We start from the raw sequence: 18615 nt of genomic DNA, 5'->3' as shown, positions 1-18615 counted from the left end.
ATCACCGGCCGCCACTGGACAACCCCTTGATGGTGCCATATGAGGAGGCGAAACGAGAAACCGAGCAGTCCTGCCTCACGCTGGACCGTCTGGGTCCAGCAGGTCCGGTCGTCGGCTGCGGGTGCGCCGCACCGATTGCTCCCGTCGCCACTCCGCGATGCGGCCGTGGTGACCGGACAGCAGCACGTCGGGCACGGCGAGTCCGCGCCACGAAGCGGGCTTGGTGTACACCGGACCCTCCAGCAGACCGTCGACCGCTGCGGTGAAGGAGTCTTCGGCCGCCGAGGCCGCATTGCCCAGCACTCCCGGGATGAGACGAGCGACGGCCTCCATGACGACGAGTACGGCCACCTCACCGCCGCAGAGCACGTAGTCGCCCAGGCTGATCTCGTCCACGACCATTCGTCGAGCGGCGTATTCGGTGACTCGTGAGTCGATGCCCTCATAGCGCCCGCACGCGAAGAGCAGCCAGGGCGTCGCGGCGAGTTCGGCGGCGACGGCCTGCGTGAACGGGCGGCCGGTGGGCGTCGGCACGATCAGGCGAGGTTGGTCGGGCCGCTCGGGTGGCGCAATCGAGTCCAGCGCCTGCCCCCAGGGCTCGGCAAGCATGACCATCCCCGGTCCCCCGCCGTACGGGGTGTCATCGACCGTGCGATGCACGTCGGTCGTCCAGGTGCGCAGATCGTGGACGTCGACCCGGACCTGGCCGCGCGCGATGGCCCTGCCGAGCAGGGATTCCCGCAATGGCGCCAAGTACTCGGGAAAGATCGTGACGACGTCGACCGACAGATCCGGGGTCTGCGGATCCGAGGCGAACGCGCCGGTCACAGCTCGAACAATCCCGCCGGGGGGTCCACCACGACCCGGGTCGCGGCGAGGTCTACGACGGGGACGAACTGCTTGCGAAACGGCACCAGGACCTCCCGGTGCTCGTAGGCGATGACCAGCAGGCTGTCGGCCGTGGAATGCAAGACATCGGTGACCGGCCCGAGGACCTGGCCGTCGGGGAGTTCCGCGCGCAGGCCGATCAGCTCGGTGTCGTAGAACTCGTCCTCGTCCTCGATCGGCGGCCGGTCTGCGGTACGAATGACGAGGCTCGTCCCGCGCAGGTCCTCGGCCGCACTGCGGCTGTCCACCCCACGGAAATGGACGACGAGTTTGCCCGAGTGCATCCGGGACGACTCGATCGTCAGGGGGCCTCTGTCAGCGGGGTCGGTGACGAGCACGACGCCGTCGGCGAAGCGCTCGTCGACGGCGTCGGTCCAGGGCTCGACGAACATGTCGCCGCGGATCCCGTGGGCCTTACCGATCCGGCCGACCGCGACGATGTCCACACCACCAGGGGTGGGGGCATCGGCGCGGCCGGCCGGAGGCGCGTCGTTCGTCACGACAGGGTCAACGGCGTTCGTCGGTGTCAACGACATCCACTCGGATGCCCTTGCCGCCGACACCGTTGACGACCTGGCGAAGGGCCTTTGCGGTGCGCCCGCTGCGGCCGATCACACGTCCGAGGTCGTCGGGGTGCACCCGGACCTCGAGCCGACGTCCGCGACGATTGTCGACCAGGTCGACGGTGACGTCGTCCGGGTGGTCGACGATGCCGCGGACCAGATGTTCGAGGGCTTCCTCGAGCACTTACTCGGCTCCGTTGTCAGCGCCGCTCTCGGCGGCGTCTGCGGTCGCAGGCTCAGCCGGCGCCTCGGCGGGGGCGTCACTCGCCGGAGCCTCGGCCTCGGCCGCCTTCTTGGGGGCGGCCTTCTTCCGCGGGGTGGTGGCCTCGGTGGCCGGCTCGCCCTCGGTCTCCTTGAGCGCGGCGTCGAACAAGGCGCGCTTGTCCGGCTTGGGCTCGGCGAACTTCATGGGTGCCGGGGCGGGCAGGCCCTTGAACTTCTGCCAGTCACCGGTGACCTTGAGGATCGCCTGAACGGCCTCGGTCGGCTGGGCACCTACACCGAGCCAGTACGCGGCACGGTCGGCGTCGACCTTGATCACCGACGGGTCATTCTTGGGGTGGTATTCACCGATAGTCTCGATCGAACGGCCATCCCGCTTGGTGCGGGCATCGGCCACGACCACGCGGTAGTGCGGCTCGCGCATCTTTCCGATGCGGGTGAGCTTGATCTTGACTGCCACTGTTGTTCGGCTCCGTTGGTGTGCTGGGACGGATCAGAGCACCTGTGGGTGGGGAACACCCAGGCGATGATCCTGGTGGACGGGCCGGACAGAGGTGAGAGGGTCCGCGGACCGGCCGGTACTCAACCGGCCATTCTGCCAGATTCTTTGCCACCTTCCGACCAGCGGTCGGCCATGGGCGCTCACCTGCCGCTCATCCAGTCAGCCACGTGACAGACTTCACCGGTGACGAGCAGCGGCAGCGGCGGCCGGGCCATCCCCACTCTGGAGGAGGTGGCGGCTCGCGCCGGCGTCTCGCGGGCAACCGCGAGCCGGGTACTGCGTGGGGCGACGAACGTCAGCGAACGGGCGCGGACAGCCGTGCGCGAGGCAGCCGAGTCCATCAACTACGTACCCAACCTCGCCGCGCGGTCACTGGTCACCGGCCGCAGTGATTCGATCGCGTTTCTGGTGGCCGAGACCCAGGACCGGCTGTTCTCCGACCCGTTCTTCATGGGCCTGTTGCGTGGCGCGCAGACGGTGGTGGCCGAGGCCGGGTTGCAGCTGGTCTTCACCGTCGCCACCACCGAGCACGACTTCGCACGGTTCGTGCAGTACGCCTCGGGCGGTCACGTGGACGGGGTGTTGCTGCTGTCCCTGCACGGGGACACCAGCCTGCCGGTCGAACTCGAGGCACGGGGTGTCCCGACTCTGCTCGCCGGCCGGCCGCAGGTGGCCGCCGACGAGCTGTACTACGTCGACAGTGACAACCGCGCCGGTGCGCAGCTGGCGACGCGGCGGCTGCTCGACTCCGGGCACCGCCGGCTCGCGACCATCCATGGTCCGCTGGACATGTCGGTCGGACAGGACAGGCTCGCCGGCTTCGAGCAGGCGATGGCCGAGGCCGGCCGATCCTGGGGCGAGGACCTACGCGCCCCGGGCGGCTTCACCGCAGCCGGCGGCTATGAAGCCATGACGACCCTCCTGGAACGGCATCCCGACGTCGACGCCGTCTTCGCCGCCTCCGACCTGATGGCGCTGGGCGCCATGCGGGCCATCGAATACTCCGGTCGGCGGGTGGGCTCGGATGTCGCTGTGATCGGCTTCGACGACATCGCCGATGCCGCGCTGGCGCATCCGCCGCTGACCACCGTGCGCCAGCCCGTCGGTCGGTTGGGCAGCACCATGTCAGAGCTGTTGCTCAAGCGCATCGCCGGCGTAGCGGTTGAGGCAGCGACCGTGCTCGACGTCGAGCTCGTCGCCCGTTCGTCCGGCTGAGACCGGTCCCAGGACTTGACACCTGATGGGTCGGAGCCCATTCTTGATCGATACATGAGAGCGCTCCCACCCCTTCGTCCGCGCTCCATGACGGCGATCAGCGGTTCGTTGCGCGACCCGTGGCGCCATCTGGCGAACCCGAATCCACCTCAGGAGTCCCATCCATGACCCGCCTGCAGTTTCCCGACCAGTTCGTCTGGGGTTCGGCGACCGCCGCCTTCCAGATCGAGGGCGCCACGAAGGAGGACGGCCGCGCCCCGAGCATCTGGGACACCTTCTGCGCTGAACCTGGGCGCGTTCGTGACGGCGACACCGGCGATGTCGCTTGCGACCACTACCACCGCCTGGCCGAGGACCTCGATCTGATGTCCGAGCTCGGACTTCCCTCCTACCGGTTCTCGGTGTCCTGGCCACGCGTCATCCCGGCGGGTTCCGGGGCGGTCAACCAGGCCGGTCTTGATTTCTACTCCCGCCTCGTCGACGGCCTGCTCGAGCGAAACATCAGTCCGCTGGTGACCCTCTACCACTGGGACCTCCCGCAGCCCCTGCAGGATGCCGGTGGCTGGACCAGCCGCGAAACCGCCGAGCGGTTCGCCGAGTACGCCGAAGTGCTCGGACGAAGCCTCGGCGACCGGGTCCCGACCTTCACCACCCTCAACGAGCCCTGGTGCTCGGCGTTCCTCGGCTACGCCTCGGGAGTCCACGCTCCGGGCTTGACGGACAACGCCCTGGCCCTGACCGCTGCTCACCATCTCAACCTCGGACACGGGCTCGCGGTGCAGGCATTGCGCTCGGTGGTGCCGGCCCGGACCCAGATGTCGATCACGCTCAACCTCGCCCAGGTCTACCCGGCCACCGACTCCGCCGAGGACGAGTGGGCCGCCCGGCACGTCGACGCCATCTCCAACCGCATCTTCCTCGACCCGATCCTGCAGGGGCAGTATCCGGCCGAGCTGCTCACCGACACCGCGCACATCACCGATTGGTCCTTCATCGCCGACGGTGACGCGGCGGCGATCCACCAGCCGCTGGACCTGCTCGGCATCAACTTCTACACCCCGAGCAGCGTGGCCAAGGCAACCGAGGAGATCCGGGCGCAGGTCACCGGCCGGTGGGTCAACGATCCGTCCCAGGCCGATGCGGGACCCTCCAGCTATCCGGGTACGGACCTGGCCTTCTCGATCCCGCAGCCCGGTCCGTACACCGACATGGGCTGGCCCATCCGCCCACAGGCGTTCACCGAACTGCTGCTGCGGGTGCACAAGGACTATCCGGGGGTGCCGTTGGCCATCACCGAGAATGGCTGCGCCTACGCCGACGTGCTCTCGGCCGACGGCGCGGTGCACGACCCGGAGCGAATCGACTACGTCGCCAAGCACCTGGCCGCGGTGCACGCCGCGATCGAGGGCGGCGCCGACGTACGCGGGTATTACCTCTGGTCGCTCATGGACAACTTCGAGTGGGCCTGGGGCTACTCCAAGCGTTTCGGCATGGTGCACGTCGATTACGACACCCTGGTCCGCACTCCGAAGGATTCGGCCCGCTGGTTCTCCTCCGTCATCGCCGACAACGCCGTCACCGTCTGAATCAGGCGGGTCTCCGAGGGCCGCTGACCGCCCAGCCCGCCCTCGGCGGAGAAGGACAGAGCCCGGTTCGTGAGAACCGGGCTCTGTCTTTGCTCAGGTCACCGATCAGCGGAAGTAGCCGAGCAGGTCGACGGCAGAGTTCGCGGTAGCCGATACGTGCAGAGCGAACGAGCCTCCGGCACGCAGCGAGACCACCGCGTTGTTCGACACCGACCGGCCAGGCACGAAGTGCAGGCTGGAGGCCGGCGGACCGGAGCTGCCCGCGTACGCCACGAGGAAGCCCGAGGCGCCGGTCGAGGTCGCGGTCAGGCCGACCGACAACGCCTTGACGTCGTGGGGAACGCCGTAGATTCCGCCGCCGTAGACCGGCAGGTTGGGGCTGGCCGTCTCCGGCGTGAGCTTGCCCTGGTAGCCGTACTTGCCGTTCCCGGTGGCCGTGCTGAAGATCCGGACGGGCTGATCGAAGCCGACGTACCCCACGGTGGAGGACGGGGTGTAGTAGCCCAGCACCGAGATCAGCAGGTCGGTGGTCGACTGGGCCGAGTTGAGCACCTTGAAGCCACCGGCGGCGTTGAGTGGGACCACGGCGAGATTGGCGCGTGAACTCTGCCTGAAGACCAGCGCCGTCGTGCCCGCCTGGGTGTTGGGGAACGCGCTGATGTAGCCCTGCGCGGACATGTCGACCGCGGTCAGGTTCACCACCACCGCGGTCGCGTTGGCCGGCACCCCATAACCCTTGGTCGTGATCGGCACCGTGAGCTGCTGGTTTCGGGCCAGCTTCGCGTGGTGGCCGCCGACGGTGGTCCTGGTGTCGAGGATGCGCATCGGACTGGTCAGGCCGCCGTAGCCGGCCTCAGCCTTGAAGGCCGCCGGCGTGGGCGATCCGGGCGGGCTGTAGTAGCCGAGCAGGTCGATCGTCGCATCGACCTTGGCGCCGTTGTTTCGGAGCACGAAGGTCTTGGACGAGGTGAGTGGGACGGTGATCGTCGTGGCACCGCGCGGGACCGTACTCGACAGCGTGAGCCCGTTCAGAGGCGAATAAGTGTTGCCGTAGGCGGAGAGGTAGGTCGAACCGGCCGCGTTCACACCGGCCAGGGTGAGCACCACCGACGTCGCGCTTGCGGGCACACCGCCGCTTGCCGGATTGACGGAGAGCGTCTGGCCCGCAGTCAGCGCCCCGACGTGGCCGCCGGCACCGGTCCTGGTGTCGAGCAGGTGCACCGGGTCGCTCATTGCATGGAACAGCGCCGGCGTCGGGGTGTCGTGCCCGTTGGCCACCGCGGAAAGGTTGAGCAGCCCGTGACCGAGCGTGCTGTTCGGAACGGCCGGAGTTCGGGTGGTGTGCTGTTCGAGGTAAGTCTGGATCTGGGCGGCATCCCAGCCGGGATTGGCCGCAGCGACCAGCGCGGCGGCGCCCGCGACGTGCGGCGCCGCGGCCGAGGTTCCGTAGAACGGATTCAGCCCGGTGTTGGGGTTCTGGTTCGTCGTCACGCCGTCGAAGCCGATGATGTCCGGCTTCACCCGTCCGTCGATCGTCGGGCCCCGCGAGGAGAACGGCTGCAGGGTGTCGTACTTCCAGAAATCGGTGTTGGCGGTGCCGTCGTCGGCGGTGTTCAGATCCCACGCCCCGACAGCAAGGGCGTAGGGCGAGCTGGCCGGTTCGGTCACGCTGCCAGAAGCCGCCCGGGCCGCGTTGCCGTGAGCGTTGCTCTCGCCGAAGTAGGAAGGGTCGGCGCGCAGCGAGGGCGACATGTCACCGAAGTAGCTGAGGTCGTACCGGCCGCCGGCTGCCTTCCCGGCGACCCGAACGGAGATCGTGTAGGTGTGCGTCTCGCCCGATCCGTTGTAGAGCTCCATGTTGCGCACCGGAGCGGCGGCGATTCCCGGAATCGAACTGCCCTGACCGTAGCCGACCAGTTGCGAGCCGTTGAACTCCTCGATCTCGATGTTGAGACCCTGGCGAGCGACCGGCCACTGATCCCACGTGAGGTAGACCGAGGCCGATGCGCCTGGCGCCAGCGCGAAGGCATCGGTGTCCTCGGTGTGCGTGAACAGGTCGACATAACCCTTGTTCAGACCGGACTTGTCGACATCGGTGATGCTGCCGTACCAGTGGTCCTGAGCGTTGTTGCCCGACGACTGAACCCAGAGGATGCCGTTGTCGCGGGCTTTCTTCACGGTCAGCGCCGTCGAGATGTAGTACCCGCTGCGGGTGAGACCGGAGCCGTCAGCACGCCCGTCGCCACCGAATCCCAGAGAGGAGTTGACGATCAGGGCCTTGCCCGCCTGCTTCTTGGCGATGATCGCGTCACCGGCCTTGGCGAAGGTGACGTTGTCGACCACGCAGTACAGCAACAGCGTCGCCTTGGGAGCGAGCTGATGCACGACCTCGGCGACCGCCGTGCCGTGCTCGGTGGTGCCGAGGCCGCTCGTGCCGGATCCACAGAAGTTCTGGTTGGCCCCCTGCACGCTGCCCGGCGTTGCTACGTCGCTGGGCAGGTTGCCCGCCGCGATCTCGCTCGCCAGTCCGGAGAAGCCGGCGTCGACGATCGCGACCGTGGTACCGGCACCCTCATTGCCCGAGGTGTGCCACGCATCGGCGTTGGACGCGGTGATGCCCTCGGTGCACTGGGAGTTCGCCCCCTGGTCGACCGGGACGTCGCAGACAGCCTGGGTGAACGCCTTCTGTGCCGGTGCCACGTCGGCCACCCCGGCCGCGCGCGCCAGGGCAAGCAGCTGGGACGGCTTGGCCAGCACGGTCGTGGCCTGCTGGACCGTCGCCAGCACGTCCGCGCCCGATGCGTTCGCCGCGGCGGCCGCGCCACTGCCGGTGACGGTCACGAGTACCTGGCCGCGATTGTTGGTCTTGGTCACGCTGCCCAGAGCGCCGTGGCGGATTCCGGTGACCGCGTACAGGGTCGGGTCCAGGGCGGCGGGCGCCTGCACCGCACGGCTCGCGGCCTGCGTGATGGCCGCGCGCACCGCGCTGGAGGTCCGTGCGCGCTGAAGCACCAGCGGGCTGACCGGGACAGCGGCCGGTGCGGAGCGCCTCGGCGAACCCGACGGCGCCGACGGCGCGGCTGAGGTCGACGGCGCGGCTGAGGTCGACGGCACGGCCGGGGCTGACGGGCTTGCCGGGGAAGCCCCGGCGGGAAGGCTCGCCGCGGTGACCGATCCCGCCACGAGGACAGCCGACGTAAGCAGGAGGAGGGAGCGGCGTTTCACCTGGTTCACCACAATTCTGGACAGCGATCGAGAGCCAGCGAATCGTAACCGACAGTGCCGACATTCCGCCTCCGCAAGCGCGGCAGTCACAAACCGTCACCAGAACGATGCATGAACATCTGATGCCGGACCGGGCGCGCCGACACAGGCACCGGTGCACGGCTCAGCCGATGTCCCACCGATGCCGGATGAGTTCCACCGGCGTGGGGCGTCCAGCGTCCTGCGCTTGTAAGACCACCCGCCGCGCCCGGAGCCACCAGCGCACCATCTGGACGAGTCCGGCGACCTGGACGGCAACGGCCACGCCGAAGGCCAGGCGGTACGCCCCGAGATCGGTGCTGGCCCGCATATCGAGCACCCAGCCGATACCCAGACACGCGAGAATGCTGCCGAGGAACCCGGCCACGTTCACGACACCGGTCGCGGTGCCGACGATGGCCGGCCCGTTGTAGTCGCGGGCGAGCGAGAACCCGATCGCGCTGACCGGGCCGCCCAAGCCGGTGAGCAACGCCAGCGCGACCAGGACAGCAACAGGCATCGGGCGGCTGAAACCGGTCAGGACGGCAAGCCAGAAGCTGACCGTGACAACAGCCGTGCCGATGGCCACAGGGACGCGAGTGGCCGTCCAGCGCGAGACCAGCAGGCCGAGCAGGGGGCTGACGAGGACCGACAACGCGACGTTGGCCAACAGGATCGTCGAGGCCTCGTTGCGGCTCAGGCCCTGCGCCTCGACCATGAACGGCACGCCCCACAGCACCCCGAAGGTCAAGGAGAGCGACATCGAGGTGAAGTGGACCCAGAAGCCCACCCGGGTGCCGGGCAAGGACCACGCACTGCGCACCCGGGCCAGCACCCTGGCCAACGAGGACCTCAGGCTCTGCACGCTGTCGAGACGCCCCACGACCGGAGCGGGAGCGGGCAGGACGAGATACACCACGACCCCGCTGAGCACCGACAGCAAGCCGGCGCCGACGAACGTCGGCGTCCAACCCAGGCTGTGCAACGCCAGCGTCAGCGGCAGGGTCGACACGACGTTGCCGAGGGCCCCGAGGGCGCCCGTCGCGGCCACGAGCGCCGGGTAGCGTCGAGGGGCGAACTGCCCCGCTGCGAAACGCAGGACGCTGACGAACGTCAGCGCATCCCCGCATCCCAGCAGACCGCGCGCCAACAACGCCAACGAGTAGCTCGGTACCAGGGCGAAGGCGATCTGAGCGGTTGCCATGAGTGCCGCGGCGGCGAGCAGGAGCCGGCGCGAGCCGTAGCGATCTACCAGCACTCCCGTCGGGATCTGCATTGCGGCATAGACCGCCAGCTGCAGCATCACAAAGCTGCTGAGCTGACCCGGGCCGATTCCGAAGCGGGTGGTCGCCGCCAGCCCCGCGACTCCGAGGGACGTGCGGTGGAACACCGCGAGCAGGTACACCGCTACCGCAACCGCCCATCGACGGACGGCGATCGCACGATTGCGCCGCGGGCTCGGCACGTCAGGCCTCGGAGATCGTTCAGGGAGTGGTCAGCCATACCCTACCGGGCAGCGACCACGCGCCCACGCAGAACGGTGCACGTCGGTTCGTACAAGACGCTCAGGTCCGCGCGCGGGTCACGGGGGTAGACGATGAAGTCCGCCTCGGCGCCCTCAACCAGGCCGTCGTAGCCGAGCCACTGCCGAGCCCGCCACGACGCCTGAGCGATGACATCCGGCTGCGGGAGACCGGCCTCGACCAACAACCGGATCTCGTCGCGAATGTGGCCGTGCGGTAAGGATCCGCCGGCGTCGGTCCCGGTATAGATCGCGACGCCGGCTTCGTAGGCGGTGCGAACGCGCCGGCGCGACGTCGCGTGCAGAGCCCGCATGTGCCGGGCGTAGCGGGGGAATCTCGCCTCTCCCTGCGCCGCGATCGCCGGGAAGTTGTCGATGTTGATCAACGTCGGCACCACCGCGATCCCCCGGCTCACGACCTCCCCGAGCAGGTCGTCGGTCAGACCGGTGCCGTGCTCGATCGAGTCCAGGCCCGCGTTGATGAGCCCCGGCAGGGCATCCTCACCGAACACGTGCGCGGCGACCCTGACTCCGAGTTCGTGCGCTCGCGAGACGGCGGCCGCCAAGACCTCGTCCGGCCAAACGGGCCCCAGGTCGGAGGCCGCACCGTCGGATCGATCGATCCAGTCCGCCGCGATCTTGACCCAGCCGTCACCAAACGCTGCCTGGCGCTCCACCTCCGCGACCAGATCGGGCGGCTCGACCTCCACGCCCAGCCCGCGAATGTAGCGATGCGGACGGGCAATGTGGCGCCCCGCGCGAATCAGTCTCGGCAGGTCCTCGGCCTGCTGCACACTGCGGTTGTCCACCGGCGAACCGGCGTCGCGCAGCAGCAGAGCGCCGGCATCCCGGTTGGTCCGTGCCTGCTCGGCCTGCTCGTCCGGGTCGGGATTGTGCCCCTCCGGTGAGAGGCCGATGTGGCAGTGCGCATCGACGAATCCCGGCAGCACCCAACCCGTTGACGCGACGGTGACCGCCTGCGGCACGGGGGTGAACGAGAGCCGGCCGTCGACCACCCACACGTCGCGAACGGTCTCCTCCGGAAGGAGAATCCCCTTGACGTGCAAGGACTCGCGCTCCGAACCAAGCGTCATCGACTACCGCCTCCGGCGCGCAGTACCGAACAGGGAGCGGGTGATCTCGCGTCCCAGGGCACTGGCCGCCGACCGCGTGAAGGACTTGAACGCCGACGATCCGAGCACCTCGGAGATGACGCCGCCGGCCTCGTTCTGGTGAGACTCGCCCCTCGGCGCGCCGGACGAGGGCCCGGGCTGAGCCGGAGTGGACGCCTGCGGCGCCGAGTCGCCGCCGGCCGGTGCGGCCGGCGCCAACCGTGCCGCCAACTTCTCATAGGCCGACTCGCGGTCGACGGCGGTGCCGTACTTGGGCTGCAGGGACGAGGACGACACGGCCTGGGTTTGGGCCGCCGGATCGATCTGCGCCATCAGTGAGCGCGGTGCCCGCATCCGCGCCCACGCGACCGGCGTCGGCGCCCCCCGTTCGGACAACACGGTGACAACGGCCTCTCCCGTCCCCAACTGGGTCAGCAACTCCCCCAGGTCGTAGTCGGCGGTCTTCGGGTAGGTCCGGACGGCCTTGGCCAGGTTGTCGGCGTCGTCGGGGGTGAAGGCGCGCAGCGCATGCTGGACGCGGTTTCCCAGCTGAGCGAGCACATCGTCGGGAACGTCGGCCGGAACCTGGGTCACGAAGAAGATGCCCACGCCCTTGGACCGGATCAGGCGCACCGTCTGCGCGACCTGATCCAGGAATGCCTTGGACGCGTCGTGGAACAGCAAGTGGGCCTCGTCGAAAAAGAACACCAACTTGGGTTTGTCGATGTCGCCGACCTCGGGCAGGTCGTGGAACAGATCGGCCAGCAGCCACATCAGAAACGTCGAGAACAACGCCGGCTTGTCCTGGACCTGGTTCAGCTCGATGGCCGAGATGATCCCGCGGCCGTCCGGCGCGGTGCGGAGCAGGTCGGCGGGCTCCCATTCCGGCTCGCCGAAGAAGACGTCCCCACCGTTGCTGTCCAGCGTGATCAGCTCACGAAGGATCACACCCGCGGTGGCCTTGGACAGGCCACCGATCGCCTCGAGTTCGGCCTTGCCGTCCGCGGAGGTGAGGAACTGGATGAGTGAGCGCAGATCCTTCAGGTCCAGCAGGGGCAAACCGGCGGTGTCGGCGTAGTGGAAGATGAGGTTCAGCGACGATTCCTGCGTCGAATTGAGGTTCAGGACCTTGCTCAGCAGGATCGGGCCGAAGGCGGTGATCGTCGCACGCACCGGCACGCCGGACCCGAGACCGCCCAGCGCGAGGAACTCCACCGGGTAGGCGGTGGGCGTCCAATCGTCACCGGTGTCGGTGGCCCGGGCGGTGATCTTGTCGTTGCCGGCGCCTGCCTGAGCCAGGCCCGACAGGTCCCCCTTGATGTCGGCGACCACAACCGGAATGCCGGCGGCCGACAGTTGCTCGGCCAGCCCCTGCAGCGTCTTGGTCTTACCCGTGCCGGTCGCACCGGCGATGAGGCCGTGCCGGTTCATCATGGCCAGCGGGATTCGCACCCGGTCGGCGGGGAAGGCGGTGCCGTCCAGCACCACCGCGCCGAGTTCCACGGCGGCACCGCCGGCGGCGTATCCGGCCGCGATCCGGGCCGCCGTGTCCGCTGATGCCGTGGTCGAGCGCTGCTCTGCCATGTCTGTCTCCCGTCGCCGATCTGCCGGTACGGGCTGAGACTAGCGACAGCGGGCAGTCGAGGCAGAGCAAACCCCGGCCGAAACGTCAGCTCTTGGGGAACTTGAGCTTCGAGAGGTCCGGAAGGTCGGTCCCGGGAGGCAGCGGCGGCATCGCACCGAAGCCACCGGGCAGGCCGCCCGGCAGCGAACCCATCCCACCGGGCAGGTTAGGAAAGCCGGCTGGCATGCGTGGTTGGCTCGGGCCGCGCCCCTGGCGGTTCTTGCCGGCCTGCTTGTTCTTGCTCTTCTTGTTCTTGGCATTGCGCGCGTTACGGCGGTTTCCCCCGGGCAGACCCATGCCGCCGGTCATCCGCATCATCATCTTCCGGGCCTCGAAGAACCGGTCGACGAGACTGTTCACGTCGCTGACCTTGACGCCCGAGCCGTTGGCGATACGCAGCCGCCGCGAGCCGTTGATGATCTTGGGGTCCTCGCGCTCGGCGGCGGTCATGGACCGGATGATCGCGGCCGTGCGGTCCAGGTCCTTGTCGTCGACCTGGGCCAGGGCCTCCTTCATCTGCCCGGCTCCGGGAAGCATCCCGAGCAGGTTGCCGATCGGACCCATCCGGCGAATGGCCTGCAACTGATCGAGGAAGTCCTCGAGGGTGAACTGGTTTCCGGCGGCGAGCTTGCCCGCCATCTTCTCGGCTTCGTCCGCGTCGAAGGTGCGCTGCGCCTGCTCGATCAGCGTGAGCATGTCGCCCATGCCGAGGATCCGGCTCGCCATCCGATCGGGGTGGAAGACGTCGAAGTCCTCTAGCTTCTCGCCGTTGGAGGCGAACATGATCGGCTGGCCGGTCACCGAGCGCACCGACAGCGCGGCGCCACCGCGTGCGTCACCGTCCAGCTTGGTCAGCACGACACCGGTGAAGCCGACGCCGCTCTGGAACGCCTCGGCGGTGTTCACCGCGTCCTGGCCGACCATCGCATCGACGACGAACAGAATCTCCTGCGGCTGCACGGCATCCCGGATGTCAGCAGCCTGGCGCATCATGTCCGCGTCGATACCGAGCCGGCCGGCGGTGTCGACGATGACCATGTCGTGCTGGGCGCGCAGGGCGAATTCGATCGAGTCCTTCGCGACCGCGACGGGATCGCCCACTCCGTTGCCGGGCTGCGGCGCGTACACGGCCACACCCGCACGCTCGCCCACCACCTGCAACTGATTGACCGCGTTGGGTCGCTGCAGGTCGGCGGCGACGAGGACGGGAGCGTGACCCTGGTCCTTGAGGAATCGGGCCAGTTTGCCGGCCAGCGTCGTCTTACCGGCACCCTGCAGGCCGGCGAGCATGATCACGGTCGGGCCGGTCTTGGCGAACTGCAGGCGCCGGGTCTCGCCGCCGAGGATCTGGATCAGTTCCTCGTTGACGATCTTGATGACCTGCTGGGCGGGGTTGAGGGCCTTGGACACCTCTTCGCCGGTCGCCCGCTCCTTGACCGCGGCGATGAACTGCCGAACCACGGGCAGGGCGACGTCGGCCTCGAGCAGAGCGATGCGAATCTCGCGAGCGGTGGCGTCGATATCGGCCGGGGACAACCGCCCCTTGCCGCGCAGCCCGGTGAAGACCTTGTTCAGCCGGTCGGACAGGGTGTCGAACACGCTTTACCTCTCGCCGCTTGGACTATCAGCTCCCCAGGGTACGCGGTGGGGCGCTCGTGCCCGTCTCAGAGCAGGCCCCGGCCGCCATCGACGTAGATCACCTGGCCGGTGACGTAACCGGACTCCTCGCCGGCGAAGAACAGCGCGGTGTTGGCGATGTCGGCGGGCACGCCCCCGCGCCGCACCGGAACCGCTCCGGCCACGGCTTCGCGCATCTGCTCGATGGTGGTGCCGACGCGCTCGGCGGTCGCCTTCGTCATCGCGGTCTCGATGAAGCCGGGAGCGATGGCGTTCGCGGTGACGCCGAACGGGCCCAGTTCGATCGCCAGCGTCTTGGTCAGACCCTGCAGCCCGGCCTTGGCGGTCGAGTAGTTGGACTGGCCCCGGTTGCCCAGCGCGGAGGTCGAGCTCATGTTGATGATCCGTCCGTACTTGGCCTCGACCATGTACTTCTGGGCTGCCTTGCTGCACAGGAAGGCGCCCTTGAGATGGACGTTCATCACGGTGTCCCAGTCGTCCTCGGACATCTTGAAGAGCAGATTGTCCCGCAGCACGCCGGCGTTGTTGACGAGGATGTCGAGCCCGCCGAGCTCTGCGGCCACCCGTTCGACCGCGGCCTGAACCTGGTCGGACTTGCTGACGTCGGCGCCGACGCCGATGGCCGACCCACCCGCGGACGTGATCGCCGCGACCGTGTCAGCCGTGGCGTCCTGCGCGAGATCGACCACCGCGACGGCCGCGCCGGCCGCGGCGAGCCGGATCGCGATCGCCGCGCCGATTCCCTGTGCGGCGCCGGTGACGACTGCGACCCGGTTCTGAACGCCTGCCATGTGAACTCCTTGCTGGTCGGGGATACACCCGGAGGGGTGCTGGTCGGTCCTGTAGCGGTGGATCAGTGAGCGTGCCGCGAGCGCTCGTACAAGCGTGCCGTACCGGCCAGCCACCGATCCACGTCAGCGGCCTTGCCGGCCCAGAAGCTACCCACCTCCGGGTGCGGAAGCACCAGGAATGCCTCCGAGGTCACAGCGGCGACGACCGCCTCGGCCACCGTCTCCACGTCCAGGATCGGGCCTGAGTCGGCCACCGTCCGGGCCGCGGCGCTACCCGCGGCCAGCGGGTCCAGCAGCAGTGGGGTGGCGACCCCCATCGGGCACAGCACGCTCACCCGTACGTTGCGGTCGGCGTACTCCACGGCCAGCCATTCGGCGAAGGCGACCGCCGCATGCTTGGTGACCGAGTACGGCGCGTCCCCCGGCGCCGTCAACAGCCCCGCCGCCGACGCCGTGTTGAGCAGGTATCCCCCGCCCGCCTCGACCATCGCCGGGACGACCGCGCGCGCCGCGTAGACGTGCGCGAGAACATGGACCTCCCACGCTCGCTGCCAGGCTGCGTCCGCCGCGGCCCCGGCTTCCAGTCCGACGCCGGTGGTCAGACCGGCGTTGGAGCAGAACAGGTCGATCCGACCGTGCTGGGCCAGCACGGCGGTCACGAGCGCCGACACCGCCGCCTCGTCGGTCACGTCGACCTGGGCGGCCTGCCCGATCCCGCCGAGCTCGGCCGCGACGGTGCGCGCGGCAGCCAGGTCGCGGTCGGCCAGCACGACGGCGCGCGCACCCTCGGCGGCAAAGCGGCGGCCCAAGCCGGCGCCGATGCCGCTTCCGGCGCCGGTGATCACCACGACCGCATCCTTCAACTGCATGTCATCATCGCCTCCCCGCGGCCGGTGCGAGTTCGGCGAGGGTACGGGCCAGGTCCTCCACCGTCCGCACCTCGGGCGTGGGCAGCACAGCCAGCACCGGGACCTCGACACCGGCCGTGACGTACTGGCCGAGAAGGGTCCGGCAGTCTGCTGCACTGCCGTGCACGATCAAGGCGTCGATCACCTCGTCGGGAATCGCGGCCGCCGCCGCGGCACGCTCACCGGCGCTCCACAGGCGCCACAGCTCGCCGAGTTGCTCGGTGCGGCCCAGCCAGCGATGGAATTGCGCGTAGGCGGGCACCGTCAGGTAGGCCGAGATGAGTCGCCGCCCCAGGCTCCGGGCGTAGCCGGCATCCTCGGTCGGGCACACGAAGATCCGCGCCACGATGCGTGCCCGCGGGTTGGCCACCGCGGTCACGCAACGACCGACGTCCTCGGCGGACAACCAGTTGAGGATCGCGCCGTCCGCTTCGCTCCCCGCCAGGGCGAGCATCTGCGGACGAAGCGCGGCGAGCAGGATCTCCACCCGTTCGACGGGCGGTTGCTCCAGCCGGAACCCGGCAACGGTGAAGGTGTCGAAGTCGCCGCTGACCTTCTCGCCGCTCAGCGCCGCGCGTACGAAGCGCAGCACATCCCGGCTGCGCTGAAACGGTTGCTCGAACGGCAGGCCGTTCCACTGCTCGACGATCGCCGGGCTGGAGGCACCGAGGCCGAGCACGAACCGCCCCGGTGCCGCGGCGGCCATGGTCGCCGCGGATTGGGCGATCAAGGCCGGACCGCGGGTGAACACCGGCACGATCGCGGTGCCGAGCGTGAGCTGCGGTTGCCAGACCGAGGCGAGCGCCAGCGGCGTGAAGGCGTCGGCTCCCGACACCTCCGACGACCAGACGTCGGTGTAACCCCAGCCGGGCAACGCCCGGACGAGCTCGGCGTGCGCGGGCAACGGTGTGCCGGGCAGCGGAATGGTCAGACCCCAGCGCGTCATTGAGCCTTCTCCTTCGCACGCCGCGAGGGCGCGGCCGGCGGCGGACGCAACCCGGCGAGAACGAGCGCGGCCAACTCGTCCGCGACGTCCTGTGCCGTCTTTCGTCCCTCGGGTTGAAACCAGATCGGCAGTTCGTTGATCGCGCCGAAGACGGTGAAGGCGACCATCTCCGGGCTGGCCACGCGGGAGAAGCGCCCGTCCCTCTGAGCCTGGGCAATGAGGTCGATGACCGCGTCGTGGATCGCGCGCCGGGACCGCCGGACCCGCTGCTGGTTGCTGTCGCTGAGGCGATGGCCTTCACGGAAGAACACCGTCGCCTCCGGCAGTCGCTCGGCCGTGGTCAGGACCAGGTCGGAGATGATCGCGGTCAGCGCCTCCGATGGCGAAAGCCCCTGCGCCACAATGCGATTCAGACCGGCAAGCTGTCGCTCGACCAGCTCGGCGTAGACCTCGTAGAGCAGGTCGTCCTTCGAGGCGAAGTGGTGGTAAAGCGCACCTTTGGCGACCTGGGCCCGCACTACGACCTGGTTCACACTGGTCGCGTCGAATCCTTGCTCGGCGAACAGCGCCACGGCGGCGGCGACGATTCGTCCCCTGGTACCGGACTCCACGGGCGGCGACGCGCTCAGCACCGTCACCGTGCTCGGGCCAGTTCCACGCGGGCCACGCTGCGCAGATGCACCTCGTCCGGTCCATCGGCCAGATGCAGCGTCCGCAGCCCCGCCCACATCTCGGCCAACGGCGTGTCCTGCGAGACGCCTGCCCCGCCGTGAGCCTGGATGGCACGGTCCAGGACGTAGGAGGCGGCACGCGGCGCGGCCACCTTGATCGCCGCGATCTCGGTTGCAGCGCTCCTGACTCCGACGTTGTCGATGAGCCACGCGGCCTTGAGAACCAGCAAACGAGCTTGCTCGATGGCCAGGCGGGATTCGGCAATCCATTCGCGGACGACGCCCTGACGGGCCAGCGGGCCGCCGAACGCGGTGCGGTCCAGGCTGCGATCGACCATGAGCCGCAGTGCTCGCTCGGCCACCCCCAGCACGCGCATGCAATGGTGAATGCGGCCAGGGCCGAGTCGTGCCTGGGCCATCGCGAATCCGCCGCCCTGCGCGCCGAGCAGATTCGTGGCGGGAACCTCGACGTCGGTGAAGCTGATCTCGGCGTGGCCACCATGGGCTCCGTCGTCGTAGCCGAACACCGTCGTCGACCTGTGCAGCCGCACACCGGGGCTGTCCAGCGGGACCAGGATCATCGAGTGCCGCGCGTGCCGATCGGCCTCCGGATCGGACACCCCCATCAGGATCGCGACCTTGCACTGGGGCCGCATGGCTCCGGTCGACCACCACTTGCGTCCGTTGATCCGGTACCCGCCGTCGACCGGCGTGATCCGCGTCGCGATGTTGGTCGCGTCCGAGGACGCGACGTCCGGTTCGGTCATCGAGAAGCACGAGCGGATCTCACCGGCCAGCAGCGGACGGAGCCAGTCCGCGTGCTGTTGTTCGGTTCCGAACATCGCCAGTAATTCCATGTTTCCGGTGTCCGGGGCCGAGCAGTTCATCGCTTCCGGGGCGAGGCTGATCGAGCGCCCCGACAATTCGGCCAGCGGGGCGTAGTCCAGCACGGACAGTCCAGCGCCGAACCGCTCGTCGGGCAGGAAGAGGTTCCACAGGCCTCGCTCGCGGGCCTGGGTCTTCAGCTCCGCGACTACCGCGGGCGTGGTGAACGGATTGCCGGCGGCGCGATTGGCCTGCTCCTGTTGGTGAAACACGGCCTCCGACGGGTAGACCGCCTCGTCGAGAAAACTGGTGAGTTCCCGTTGCAGTTCCTGTGATCGTGCGCTGTGCGCGAAATCCAT

Annotated in this window: 16 protein-coding genes; 2 read left to right on the top strand and 14 right to left on the bottom strand. The window is 68.9% G+C overall.

Annotation, left to right across the window (positions count from 1 at the left end):
* Positions 1 to 75: 75 nt before the first annotated feature.
* The 4 genes from trmD to rpsP form a co-directional block, all read right to left on the bottom strand.
* Positions 76 to 789 (bottom strand): tRNA (guanosine(37)-N1)-methyltransferase TrmD, encoded by a 714-nt coding sequence (trmD, locus tag M6D93_RS08350; RefSeq protein WP_347343581.1) that lies wholly within the window; start codon positions 787 to 789, stop codon positions 76 to 78.
* A gap of 35 nt (positions 790 to 824) precedes the next feature.
* Complete coding sequence (gene rimM, locus M6D93_RS08345; protein WP_347343580.1) at positions 825 to 1280, bottom strand: ribosome maturation factor RimM; 456 nt, start codon at positions 1278 to 1280, stop codon at positions 825 to 827.
* 115 nt (positions 1281 to 1395) lie between these two features.
* Entirely contained in the window at positions 1396 to 1635 is a 240-nt protein-coding gene (locus tag M6D93_RS08340) for an RNA-binding protein (protein ID WP_249773896.1), read from the bottom strand.
* Positions 1636 to 2133 carry a 30S ribosomal protein S16 gene (gene rpsP, locus M6D93_RS08335; RefSeq protein ID WP_249773895.1) on the bottom strand — a complete coding sequence of 166 codons (498 nt, stop codon included), beginning with the start codon at positions 2131 to 2133 and terminating at the stop codon, positions 1636 to 1638.
* Between the two features lie 225 nt (positions 2134 to 2358).
* Here rpsP and M6D93_RS08330 point away from each other — a divergent pair, with 225 nt between their 5' ends.
* Both M6D93_RS08330 and M6D93_RS08325 read left to right on the top strand, forming a co-directional pair.
* Positions 2359 to 3390, top strand: a complete 1032-nt coding sequence (locus tag M6D93_RS08330) for a LacI family DNA-binding transcriptional regulator (protein WP_249773894.1) — start codon at positions 2359 to 2361, stop codon at positions 3388 to 3390.
* A gap of 164 nt (positions 3391 to 3554) precedes the next feature.
* Entirely contained in the window at positions 3555 to 4976 is a 1422-nt protein-coding gene (locus M6D93_RS08325) for a glycoside hydrolase family 1 protein (protein WP_249773893.1), read from the top strand.
* A gap of 105 nt (positions 4977 to 5081) precedes the next feature.
* Here the strand turns inward: M6D93_RS08325 and M6D93_RS08320 are convergent, their stop codons facing one another.
* The 10 genes from M6D93_RS08320 to M6D93_RS08275 all read right to left on the bottom strand — a co-directional run bounded on the left by M6D93_RS08320 (position 5082) and on the right by M6D93_RS08275 (position 18615).
* Positions 5082 to 8159 (bottom strand): S8 family serine peptidase, encoded by a 3078-nt coding sequence (locus M6D93_RS08320; protein WP_249773892.1) that lies wholly within the window; start codon positions 8157 to 8159, stop codon positions 5082 to 5084.
* 205 nt (positions 8160 to 8364) lie between these two features.
* Positions 8365 to 9684, bottom strand: coding sequence for an MFS transporter (locus tag M6D93_RS08315; RefSeq protein WP_249773891.1), 1320 nt, complete (start codon positions 9682 to 9684; stop codon positions 8365 to 8367).
* A gap of 41 nt (positions 9685 to 9725) precedes the next feature.
* Positions 9726 to 10835: an amidohydrolase family protein gene (locus M6D93_RS08310; RefSeq protein ID WP_249773890.1), complete on the bottom strand. Its 1110-nt coding sequence runs from the start codon at positions 10833 to 10835 to the stop codon at positions 9726 to 9728.
* A gap of 3 nt (positions 10836 to 10838) precedes the next feature.
* Complete coding sequence (locus M6D93_RS08305) at positions 10839 to 12437, bottom strand: helicase HerA-like domain-containing protein (protein WP_249773889.1); 1599 nt, start codon at positions 12435 to 12437, stop codon at positions 10839 to 10841.
* Positions 12438 to 12522: 85 nt separating this feature from the next.
* Positions 12523 to 14076 (bottom strand): signal recognition particle protein, encoded by a 1554-nt coding sequence (gene ffh / locus M6D93_RS08300; protein ID WP_249773888.1) that lies wholly within the window; start codon positions 14074 to 14076, stop codon positions 12523 to 12525.
* A gap of 65 nt (positions 14077 to 14141) precedes the next feature.
* Positions 14142 to 14906, bottom strand: a complete 765-nt coding sequence (gene fabG / locus M6D93_RS08295; protein WP_249773887.1) for a 3-oxoacyl-ACP reductase FabG — start codon at positions 14904 to 14906, stop codon at positions 14142 to 14144.
* Between the two features lie 62 nt (positions 14907 to 14968).
* A complete protein-coding gene (locus M6D93_RS08290) occupies positions 14969 to 15775 on the bottom strand; it encodes an SDR family oxidoreductase (protein WP_249773886.1) in 807 nt (268 codons plus the stop codon).
* A gap of 4 nt (positions 15776 to 15779) precedes the next feature.
* The gene (locus M6D93_RS08285) at positions 15780 to 16745 is read right to left on the bottom strand and encodes an LLM class F420-dependent oxidoreductase (protein ID WP_347343579.1); all 966 of its coding nucleotides are present in this window, start codon (positions 16743 to 16745) and stop codon (positions 15780 to 15782) included.
* An 11-nt stretch (positions 16746 to 16756) separates the two neighbouring features.
* On the bottom strand, positions 16757 to 17392 hold the full coding sequence (locus tag M6D93_RS08280) for a TetR/AcrR family transcriptional regulator (protein WP_249773884.1): 636 nt from the start codon (positions 17390 to 17392) through the stop codon (positions 16757 to 16759).
* A 2-nt stretch (positions 17393 to 17394) separates the two neighbouring features.
* A complete protein-coding gene (locus M6D93_RS08275) occupies positions 17395 to 18615 on the bottom strand; it encodes an acyl-CoA dehydrogenase family protein (protein WP_249773883.1) in 1221 nt (406 codons plus the stop codon).

Source organism: Jatrophihabitans telluris, from assembly GCF_023516435.1.
In the GTDB taxonomy this organism is placed as follows: domain Bacteria; phylum Actinomycetota; class Actinomycetes; order Mycobacteriales; family Jatrophihabitantaceae; genus Jatrophihabitans_A; species Jatrophihabitans_A telluris.
Note: the sequence above shows the minus strand (reverse complement) of the source record. Positions and strands in the feature narration are given on the sequence as shown.

Excerpts from the sequence above, each read along its gene's own strand:
- M6D93_RS08325 (WP_249773893.1), top strand. The coding sequence starts at position 3,555 with ATGACCCGCCTGCAGTTTCCCGACCAGTTCGTCTGGGGTTCGGCGACC.
- M6D93_RS08310 (WP_249773890.1), bottom strand. The coding sequence starts at position 10,835 with ATGACGCTTGGTTCGGAGCGCGAGTCCTTGCACGTCAAGGGGATTCTC.
- fabG (WP_249773887.1), bottom strand. The coding sequence starts at position 14,906 with ATGGCAGGCGTTCAGAACCGGGTCGCAGTCGTCACCGGCGCCGCACAG.
- rimM (WP_347343580.1), bottom strand. The coding sequence starts at position 1,280 with ATGTTCGTCGAGCCCTGGACCGACGCCGTCGACGAGCGCTTCGCCGAC.
- M6D93_RS08305 (WP_249773889.1), bottom strand. The coding sequence starts at position 12,437 with ATGGCAGAGCAGCGCTCGACCACGGCATCAGCGGACACGGCGGCCCGG.
- M6D93_RS08275 (WP_249773883.1), bottom strand. The coding sequence starts at position 18,615 with ATGGATTTCGCGCACAGCGCACGATCACAGGAACTGCAACGGGAACTC.
- M6D93_RS08290 (WP_249773886.1), bottom strand. The coding sequence starts at position 15,775 with ATGCAGTTGAAGGATGCGGTCGTGGTGATCACCGGCGCCGGAAGCGGC.